The organism is Nonomuraea lactucae, from assembly GCF_003313395.1.
In the GTDB taxonomy this organism is placed as follows: domain Bacteria; phylum Actinomycetota; class Actinomycetes; order Streptosporangiales; family Streptosporangiaceae; genus Nonomuraea; species Nonomuraea lactucae.
Window position 1 is genome coordinate 1 of the sequence record NZ_QNFZ01000224.1, and the last position, 8,897, is coordinate 8,897.

At 71.9% G+C, this 8,897-nt stretch carries 9 protein-coding genes; 1 reads left to right on the forward strand and 8 read right to left on the reverse strand.

Annotated features, from left to right (window positions below; all coding sequences use genetic code 11):
- Positions 1–296 precede the first annotated feature (296 nt).
- Together DQW85_RS13950 and DQW85_RS46805 are read right to left on the reverse strand one after the other, a co-directional pair.
- Complete coding sequence (locus tag DQW85_RS13950) at positions 297–665, reverse strand: FMN-binding negative transcriptional regulator (RefSeq protein WP_240197165.1); 369 nt, start codon at positions 663–665, stop codon at positions 297–299.
- Positions 647–856: a hypothetical protein gene (locus tag DQW85_RS46805; RefSeq protein WP_240197167.1), complete on the reverse strand. Its 210-nt coding sequence runs from the start codon at positions 854–856 to the stop codon at positions 647–649. The genes DQW85_RS13950 and DQW85_RS46805 overlap by 19 nt, the downstream gene beginning before the upstream one ends.
- A 120-nt stretch (positions 857–976) precedes the next feature.
- Between DQW85_RS46805 and DQW85_RS13955 the strand changes: the two genes are divergently transcribed.
- Positions 977–2,653: a M14 family metallopeptidase gene (locus DQW85_RS13955; protein WP_113700745.1), complete on the forward strand. Its 1,677-nt coding sequence runs from the start codon at positions 977–979 to the stop codon at positions 2,651–2,653.
- On the opposite strand, the gene DQW85_RS13960 is transcribed toward DQW85_RS13955, so the two are convergent.
- The 6 genes from DQW85_RS13960 to DQW85_RS13985 form a co-directional block, all read right to left on the reverse strand.
- Positions 2,650–4,017, reverse strand: coding sequence for a DUF4192 domain-containing protein (locus tag DQW85_RS13960; RefSeq protein WP_113700746.1), 1,368 nt, complete (start codon positions 4,015–4,017; stop codon positions 2,650–2,652). The two genes, DQW85_RS13955 and DQW85_RS13960, sit on opposite strands and share 4 nt — an antisense overlap.
- A 277-nt stretch (positions 4,018–4,294) precedes the next feature.
- Entirely contained in the window at positions 4,295–5,065 is a 771-nt protein-coding gene (locus tag DQW85_RS13965; protein WP_240197164.1) for an EI24 domain-containing protein, read from the reverse strand.
- Positions 5,066–5,075: 10 nt separating this feature from the next.
- Positions 5,076–5,657, reverse strand: coding sequence for a Maf family protein (locus DQW85_RS13970; RefSeq protein ID WP_113700748.1), 582 nt, complete (start codon positions 5,655–5,657; stop codon positions 5,076–5,078).
- A 16-nt stretch (positions 5,658–5,673) separates the two neighbouring features.
- Positions 5,674–6,237 (reverse strand): DUF937 domain-containing protein, encoded by a 564-nt coding sequence (locus tag DQW85_RS13975; protein WP_113700749.1) that lies wholly within the window; start codon positions 6,235–6,237, stop codon positions 5,674–5,676.
- Positions 6,238–6,329: 92 nt separating this feature from the next.
- Positions 6,330–8,258 carry an ATP-dependent zinc metalloprotease FtsH gene (ftsH, locus tag DQW85_RS13980; protein WP_113700750.1) on the reverse strand — a complete coding sequence of 643 codons (1,929 nt, stop codon included), beginning with the start codon at positions 8,256–8,258 and terminating at the stop codon, positions 6,330–6,332.
- A gap of 35 nt (positions 8,259–8,293) precedes the next feature.
- Positions 8,294–8,897, reverse strand: a 604-nt coding sequence (locus tag DQW85_RS13985; protein WP_162794968.1) for a hypothetical protein, incomplete at its 5' end; no start/stop codon positions are given.

The window sequence follows — 8,897 nt, forward strand, 5'->3', positions numbered from 1 at the left end:
GCCGGAGCGGTGGAGCCCGCCCCGCCGGCGCAGCCAGCGGCCGACGTGACGGCCAGCGCGCTCGCGACGACGGCTCCGGCCCAGCGTGGTCTTCTGACGGACATCTGCGGCACCTCCAAGGATGCTCGACATGGAAGGGTGGGGATGGCACCCGCCGGGACCGCGCCGAGGTCGCCCGCGCGATGGGCTTGAGCGTGCCATAGCACTGTCCGGCGTTCATTGTCGGGAAGGTTCAACCCGGTGGTACGCCTTTGTCCGCCGCGACAGCGGGTGATCCCCCGGATGCCGAGGGTGTTTCAGATCTGTTGCCGGTGCGTCCAGCAGCCGCCGGGCGGCGTGCCGAGCACCTCGATGCCGCACCCCCCGGGCGGCCCTGCCCACCACCGGGTCGGCACCAAGCGGAACCCGGTCACAGCCGGAGCGATCCCGCGCGCGCACTCCTCCACCATGTTCATCCGGAACGGCTCCGGTCGCCCGGACTCGCAGTGGTCCACGGTGGCGGAGAGCGTCGCGTAGGTCTCCTCCGGTCCCAGCACCTGCGGTGCGCCGTGCAGGTGCGCGACGACAAGGTTCCAGGTGGGAACGGACGGCCCGGCACGGTAGTCGATCGGTGAGAGATAACCGTTCGGGCCCTGCACGACGATCGTCACGGACCGTTCGCCCAGCCCGTGCGACTCGGCGTCCTCGCGGGCGAGGTGCCCGGCGACGGCCGCCCCGGACTGGCGGCATCCGGGGTGATCGGCAGGTGCGAGACGACCAGCCCTCTGTTGCTCACCAGGAGGGCCCACCCCTGAGCCGCGCGCAGTTCACGCGGCTCTCGCAGGTCGTCGAGCGCGTACATCGGTTGCTCCAACATGAAGGTGATGCAACAACTGTTACACCACCGCTGTCAGCGTGGAGCCAGACAAGGGTCGGCCGGCAACTTTGCGGCTTCCGACAAAGACCATGGACGCCTGCCCCGGACAGACTCGGCCGCATGAGTCCGCTGTCATATGAGCGCTTTCCCGGCCATGAGGACCTTGCCAAGTTGCTCGAATCCTGGCAGGACCGCCACCCGGGCCTGGTGGAGTCGGCGAGCATCGGCGCCTCGTGGAAGGGGCGGGACATCTGGATGGTCACGCTCACCAACATCGAGACAGGCCCCGCGGAGGAGAAGCCGGGATTTCTCGTCGAGGCCAACATCCACGCCAACGAGATCACCGGTTCGTTCGCCGCGCTGCACCTCATCGACCACGTGCTGTCCGGCTACGGCTCCGACGAGCTCGTGACCAGGCTGCTCGACACGCGGGTGCTGTACGTGGTGCCCAGGCTCAACCCGGACGGCGTCGAGCAGGTGCTGGCCGAAGGCCGCTACATCCGCTCCAGTGTGCGGCCGCATCCGCTGGACGCGCAGGAGCCCGGCCTGCGGCTCCGCGACATCGATGGTGACGGCCGAGTGCTGTTCATGCGGGTGCCCGACCCCGACGGTCCGTGGAAGCCGTGCCCCGTCGAGCCGCGGCTGCTCGTGCGCCGTGACCCCGACGAGTACGGCGGCGACTACTACCGGATCTTTCAGGAAGGCGAGATCGTCGGCTACGACGGCGCCACCGTGCGGCTCGCCGCACCACTGGAAGGCCTGGACCTGGGCCAGAACCTGCCCACCGACTGGGCGGCGGCGCCCGAGACCCCTGCCAACGCGGGCCCTTACCCCGGCTCCGAGCCGGAGATCCAGGCCATCCTCCGCGCGGTCGCTGAGCGGCCCAACCTCACCGGATTCGTCAGTTGCCACACCTTCGGCGGGCTGCACCTGCGCCCGCCGATGAACGCGGAAGACAACATGTCCCACGCCGACCTGAGGATCTACGAAGAGCTCGGGGCGTGCGCGACCGAGCTGACCGGTTATCCGGCGATCTCCTTCAACGACCTGAAGCACGAGCCGGCCTACTTCCGCGGCGGACAGCTCGGCTGGTACTACAACCAGCTCGGCCTGCTCGCCTGGATCACCGAGTTCTGGAACCCGCTCAGCGCGGCCGGGCGCAAGCCGCACCACCCGTCGGGGTGGCTGATCGACCACGCGGTGGAGGACGATCTCGCCCTGATCAGCTGGAGCGACGACGAACTCGGCGGCCAGGGCTTCGTGGACTGGTACCCCTTCGACCACCCTCAGCTCGGCCCGATCGAGCTCGGCGGCTGGGACATGATCAACTACTTCTACAACCCGCCGTTCGACCGGATCGAGCGGGAGGTCGCGCCGCATTCCGAGTGGGTCGTCCGGCTGGCGCTGCGCTCGCCCAGGCTGGAGATCCGCTCCCTGACCAGCGAGCTGGTGAGCCCTGGTGTCTATCGCGTCCACCTGGTGGTGCAGAACACCGGCTGGCTGCCCACCAACGTCACGCAGCGGGCGCTGGAGCGCAACGTAAGCGGCACCCTCGTCGCCACGCTCGACCCGCCGGAGCACGCGACCCTGCTGTCCGGCGCACCCGCCCACGATCTGGGCCAGCTGGACGGGCGCAGCAACGCCAGGACGACGACTACTTGGTGGGGCCACAATCCCGGCACGCCCGATCTGGCATCCGCCGAGTGGATCGTCGCGGCGGCCGAAGGCGCCCCGGTCACGGTCACCGTGTCCCATCCCCGCGCGGGCACCGTCAGGGCCTCACTCAGCCTCGGCTAGTTTCCGCCCCTCCGCTGGACCGGAGCGCCTGCTGTCGAGAGGCTGGCGGGCGGATCGGTGGTCCGCGCTTCCCCGTCCAGGGTGGTCCGGGCCTCCCCGTCCAGGGTGGTCCGGGCCTCCCCGTCCAGGGTGGTCCGGGCCTCCCCGTCCAGGGTGGTCCGGGCCTCCCCGTCCAGGGTGGTCCGGGCCTCCCCGTCCAGGAGGGCGGTCAGAGGGTGGAGCCAGCCCGCGTGGGCGGAGCCCATGGCGGTGTCGAGCTCGGCAGGGGTGGGCAGGCGGCCGCGGAGCGCGCTCGGGGAGAGCAGGCTCTGGAGGGCGTGCATGAGCAGGTTGGCCATGGAGTAGCCGGGGTCGACCGCCAGGGCGCGCTCCAGCGCGATCGTGGCGTGGGTGCTGTCCCCGGCGCGCCAGGAGGCCATGGCGAAGAGCGTGGCGGCGGGTGGGGAGAAGGACGGCTCCAGGCGGCGCGTCAGGTCTTTCCAGAGGCCGGCGTGGGACTCGTCCATGAGAGTCCATGCCTCGTCGCGCACGCGGATCACCGCGAGGTCCAGGCCCAGGCGGGCGGCCTCGGCGTCGTCGAGGCGCTCTCCCGCCGCGTGGGCGGCGAGGGCCGCACGGACCCGGACGAGGCCGTGGGCGACGAACTCCCTGGCGAAGGAGTCGGCACCCGGACCGGACCGGCCGGCCGCCGCGAGCCCGGCGCGTACGTCGGCCACGACCTCAGCCGTGGCGCGGCGCATCGCCACCCGGACGGGTCCGGTGACGGGGGCGATGGTGCGTTGGAGAGCTTGGCGATCGGGGAGGGCGACCAGGCCGCGCAGTGTGGCCTCGGCGGCGATCCGGCTGGTGGCGGGATCGTAGGGGGTCCCCGCGGGCGGGCAGCAGCCGGGGACGTCGCACGTGTAGGACCAGTAGCGGCCCTCGTGGGCTCGCAGCGCCTCGCCGACCTCCACCCCGGCCTTGGCGGCCTGCGCCCGCGCCTCGTCGACCGCCGGGGTGACCTGCTCGCCGGGGCCGTAGCCGACGATGACCACCTGGGTGACGCCCTCCCGCTCCAGCAGCGGGCCCAGCGGGGCGAGCGTGCCGCTGGGGAACGGGAGGCTCCACCTGGCCGCCACTCGGGCCTGGCCGTGGCTGAGGCCCACCAGGACGAGGCTGCCGGCGGGATGGAAGCCGACCAGGTAGGGGATGGCGGCGAGGATGTCGGCCGGGCTGGTGAGGGTGAGGCAGGGCCCGGAGGTGTCGGAGGTGCCCGAGGTGCCGGAGGTGCCCGAGGTGCCCGAGGTGTCGGAGGTGCCTGAGGTGTCGGAGGTGCCTGAGGTGTCGGAGGTGCCTGAGGTGTCGGAGGTGTCGGTCGTCGTCATGGGCACGAGGATGCTGGGGCGGGGGGTGACGGGGTGGGGGCGAAGCGGGTTCTGGGGATGACCGGGGGTCGGGTGGTCGGGGTTGTGGACAACCGGCTCCGACCGGCTCCGACCATGGTGCCGGCGCGCGTCACGGTCGTCCGGCCGGACCGCGACCGTGCCCGTCAAGGGCCGTTCGGCCGGACCGCGACCGTACACGGTCAGGGGCCGTTCAGCCATACCGTGCCCCGTGCCCTGTGCCCCGTGGCCGGACCGCGACCGTGCGCCGTCAGGGCCGTCAGGGCCGTTCGGCCGGGCTGTGGCCCTGGTCCGTCAGGGGTGCGGGGGCGAGACGGGTGCGGACCAGGAGGGCGGCGCCCGCGACCGCCGCGGGCATCAGCGGCACCGCCACCACAGGCACCAGGAACAGCAGGAACACCCCCACGCCGAACCCCAGCGACGCCGCCTTGTTCCGCCTCAGCAGCGCGAACCGCTCCTTGCGGGCCATCCCCCGCCGCTCCAGCGCCAGCGTCGTCAGCTCGGCCGTGAGGAAGAACCCCGACACGGCCGCCCCGAGCACCGGCACGACCGTCTGCCCCACCACAGGCACGAAGCCCAGGAAGAACAGCGGAACGGTGAACAGCAGCACGTATCCGAGCGTCACCAGGCTGTCCCTGATGGACCGGGGCAGCGTGCGCCACCAGGGCTGCTCCACCGCCCCCGGCAGCGGGTCCACGGCCGCGGAGAGCTTCTCGTAGAACGGCTCGCCGACGGCCAGCGTCACGGCCGTGAAGGTCACCACCGCCAGCGCCAGGCCGCCCGCGAACAGCGCGATCGCCACCGTCACCCGGAACGCCTCGCGCCACGACCACGTGTCGGCGAACGGCGTGAACGTCTCGGCCAGCGACAGCGCGTTGGCGCCCAGGTAGACCAGCGCCGCGACGTAGCCGACGAACGCGATCACCGCCGGGATCAGGCCGAACAGCCACCACCGGCCGTGCCCGGCCACCCACCTCATCCCCTGGAGGAAGAAGCCCACGCCCGCCAGGAAGTCGCGCACTGATCGCATGCCCGGCAGGCTAGCGCCAGAAGGACGTCACCGCGTAGCCCAGCTCCGCGAACAGGCGGCGCACCAGCGGCAGCGAGATGCCCAGCACGTTGCCGTGGTCGCCCTCGATGCTCTCGACGAACCACCCGCCCCGCCCCTCGATGCTGAACGCCCCGGCGAGGGAGAGCGGCTCGCCGGTGGCGGCGTAGGCGGCTATCTCGTCGTCGGTCGGCTGGCCGAACCGGATGACCGTGGTGGCCACCTCGGCCGCCCGCCTGCCGGCTGCCACGTCGATGACGCAGTGGCCGGTGACGAGGCGGCCTGTCCTGCCACGCATGACGCGCCACCGCTCGGCGGCCTCCTCCTCGGTGGCGGGCTTGCCGTAGGGCCGCCCGTCGAGCTCCAGGATGGAGTCGCAGCCGATGACCAGCCCCTCGTCCAGCCCGCCCGCCACGGCCGACGCCTTGGCCTTCGCCAGCACGAGGCTGAGGGCGGCCGGCGTGTGGGCGGTGAAGGACTCCTCGTCCACCCCGCTGACGATCACCTTGGGGTCGAGGCCCGCGCCGCGCAGGAGAGCGAGGCGGGCAGGCGAGGCTGAGGCCAGAACGATCACGGCCCAAGCTTACCGGTCACCATTCGACGCGCGGCCGGGGCCGGGTGCCCACCTGCGGAGACGGGCTCTCGCCGTAGATGCCGTCCAGCACCCCGGCGACCAGGTCGCCGAGGCCCTCCGGAACGGCTGCCGCCTCGACGGCGAGGAGGTCGGTCACCTCTTCGGCGTCCATGTCGTGTTCGGCGGCGCGGGTGGCCACCAGGGTCATGATCATGGGGGCGGTCAGCGGCAGGATCTCCATCAAGGCGGCGGGGGCGACGCCGGCGAGCCGGGAGATCACGGCCGCGGCCTCCTCCGTGCCGCGTCCGCCGAGGACGTGGCCGAGGATGTTCTGGCCGTCACGGGCGAGGGAGGCGACGTCGCCGTTGAACGGGTCGGCGTCGGTGTGGTCGTCCAACGCGGCGCGCAGCGCCTCGGCGCTGTCGAGGTCGTCGGTGTTGCGGGCGAGCCCGCCGACGATGACGCCGGACGCCGCTCGCAGCACGGTGCGCGCCGCGGCCTGGTCGGTGCCGAGCATCTCGGCCATCTGCTCCATTCCGGGGTCGCCGAGCCGGGCGAGAAGCTCCTCGTGCAGTGTCATGGGAGACCCCCATTCCTCTCCGGGGGACTTCCCACTGGTAAATCCTTCTATCTCCAGCTTTGCCCTAATCTCGGGAAAGCCGGGAGCCGGAGTCACACCCCCGCGACCCCGCTGCGGCCGGGCACGCCCGCCGCGGCGTACGCGTCGGCCTCGTCGAGCGTCTCGTGCTCCAGCAGGGCCGCGACGATCGCGTCGAGCTTGTCGCGGTTGTCGCGCAGCACCTCCACCGCGCGCTCGTAGCACTCGTCCACGATCCGCCGCGCCTCCTCGTCGACCATCGCGAGCGTGGCGGGTGAAGCCTGCGAGCGCTGCCCGTCGTTCGGCAGGATCGTCAGCGGCCCGACCTTCTCCGACATGCCCCAGCGGCCGACCATGCCGCGCGCGATCATCGTGACCTGCTCCAGGTCGTTCTCGGCGCCGGTGGTGATCACGCCGAACACCACCTGCTCCGCTGCCATCCCGCCCAGCGCGCCCGCGATGCGGCCCCGCAGGTACTGCTCGTCGTAGGCGTAGCGGTCGTTGTCGGGCGTGGACAGCGTGACGCCGAGCGCCCGCCCGCGCGGGATGATCGAGATCTTCCGGACCGGGTCGGCGCCGGGCTGGAGCATGCCGAGCAGCGCGTGGCCGGCCTCGTGGTAGGCGGTCCGCCTGCGCTCCTCCTCCGGCATCACGATGCTGCGGGCCGCGCCGAGCTGGAGCTTCTCCAGCGCGTCGGTGAAGTCGACGCCCGTCACCTTCTCCTTGCCGCGCTTGGCGGCGAGGAGCGCCGCCTCGTTGACCAGGTTGGCCAGGTCGGCGCCGGTCATGCCCGGCGTGGTCCGGGCGATCTGCTCCAGGCTGACCGCGCCGTCGAGCGGCACGCCCCTGGTGTGCACCTCCAGGATCGCGGTACGGCCCGCGGCGTCGGGCAGCCCGACCTGGACCGTGCGGTCGAAGCGGCCCGGCCGCAGCAGGGCGGGGTCGAGGATCTCGGGCCGGTTGGTGGCGCCGATGACGATGACCCCCTCGGCCCCGGAGAAGCCGTCCATCTCGGTGAGGATCTGGTTCAGGGTCTGCTCGCGCTCGTCGTGCCCGCCGATGCCGCCGGCGCCGCCACGGGCCCGGCCGATGGCGTCGATCTCGTCGATGAACACGATGGAGGGCGCCACCTTGCGCGCCTCCTCGAACAGGTCGCGCACCCGGGAGGCGCCGACGCCGACGATCATCTCGATGAACTCGGACGCGCTCGCCGAGAAGTACGGCACCTTCGCCTCACCCGCCACGGCCCGCGCCAGCAGCGTCTTGCCGGTGCCGGGAGGGCCCGCGAGCAGCACGCCCTTGGGCAGCTTGGCGCCGAGCCTGCGGTACTTGCCGGGATCCTTGAGGTAGTCGACGATCTCGACCAGCTCGTTCTCGACCTCGTCGATGCCCGCCACGTCCTCGAACGTGACGCGCACCTTGCCCGCCTCGACCGGCTTGGCGGCCTTGGACTTGCCGAGCCCGCCCAGCCCGCCGCCGCCCATCATGCTGGCGCCACGGCGCATGATCCAGATCCACAGCCCGGCCAGAAGCAGGACAGGCAGCAGCGACAGCAGCAGGTTGAGGAAGAAGCCGCGGCCGCTGTTGATCGGCTCGGCCTTGATCTCCACACCTGCCGACTGGAGCTGCTGGGAGAGCTGATCGGTGTTCGCGAAGGCCGGGATCTCGGTCCTGAACTGGGTGTACGTCTGGTTGTCGCTGTCGGGGTCCTTGGCCGGGGTCTTCAGGTGACCCTCGACGGACAGGCCGGTGGCGTAGATCTCCTTGACGTTCTTCGCGTTCACCTGCTGGGTGAACTGCGTGTACGAGATCGTCTCGACCGGGCCGCTGTCGAAGAACGACGACACCACGAAGAAGACCGCGTAGACGGCGACCAGCGTGGCGGCGAACCGCCACCAGTTGATCTTGGGGCGGCCGCCGGGCGTGCCCGGCAACCCCTCCGCGCGCCACGGCGGCTTCGGCTTCCCTCTGTCCTGGGTGGGCGGCGTTCCAGAGCGTTCCACGGCGTCACTCCCCAAATCGCCGCAACCATGATCTTCTACTCTATGGCCCGCACCCCGGAGATCGCGCGGGCGATGTCGCTCCACCGCTTCTTCTGCGAGTCGGGCACTGTCACGAACGCCAGGCCGGGCTTGGGCATTCCCCCTTCGACCACCACCACCGCCGCGCGTGAGGCCCGCTTGCCGTACTCGACCTGGTAGGTCAGCGCCCAGCCGCCCTTGACGGGCTGGGAGGCGATCCACCTGATCCTGGAGCCCTTCGGGTGGTGGTTGAGCGTCCAGCGGGCGGCCAGGAGCGCGGTGTCGCGAGGGGATTCCTGCGCCTCGATGGGGAGCGGGCAGCTGACCAGCATCCCGCGCCGGCTGGAGCCGCGCGGCTTGGGCAGGACCTGCTTGCTGGTGAACGGCGCCGCGCCGTACGCCTTCCAGGGACGGCCGAACCGGGGTACGGCCAGCCCGCTGCGCGCGTCCTTGATCACGTGCTTGGAGGGGGCGCGCAGCGACAGCCGCTTGGCGCCGCCGGGCAGCCTGGGCAGGCGGGCGTCGGCGAACAGGGCCTCCATGGCCGTGTATCCGGGCGCCAGCGAGGCGCCGGGCGTGGGTGTCGGGCGGGGGGCGCCCGGGGCCGCGGTGGCTCCGGCG

Excerpts from the sequence above, each read along its gene's own strand:
- DQW85_RS13965 (WP_240197164.1), bottom strand. The coding sequence starts at position 5,065 with ATGCGATCAGTGCGCGACTTCCTGGCGGGCGTGGGCTTCTTCCTCCAG.
- DQW85_RS13975 (WP_113700749.1), bottom strand. The coding sequence starts at position 6,237 with ATGACACTGCACGAGGAGCTTCTCGCCCGGCTCGGCGACCCCGGAATG.
- DQW85_RS13955 (WP_113700745.1), top strand. The coding sequence starts at position 977 with ATGAGTCCGCTGTCATATGAGCGCTTTCCCGGCCATGAGGACCTTGCC.
- DQW85_RS13960 (WP_113700746.1), bottom strand. The coding sequence starts at position 4,017 with ATGACGACGACCGACACCTCCGACACCTCAGGCACCTCCGACACCTCA.
- DQW85_RS46805 (WP_240197167.1), bottom strand. The coding sequence starts at position 856 with ATGTTGGAGCAACCGATGTACGCGCTCGACGACCTGCGAGAGCCGCGT.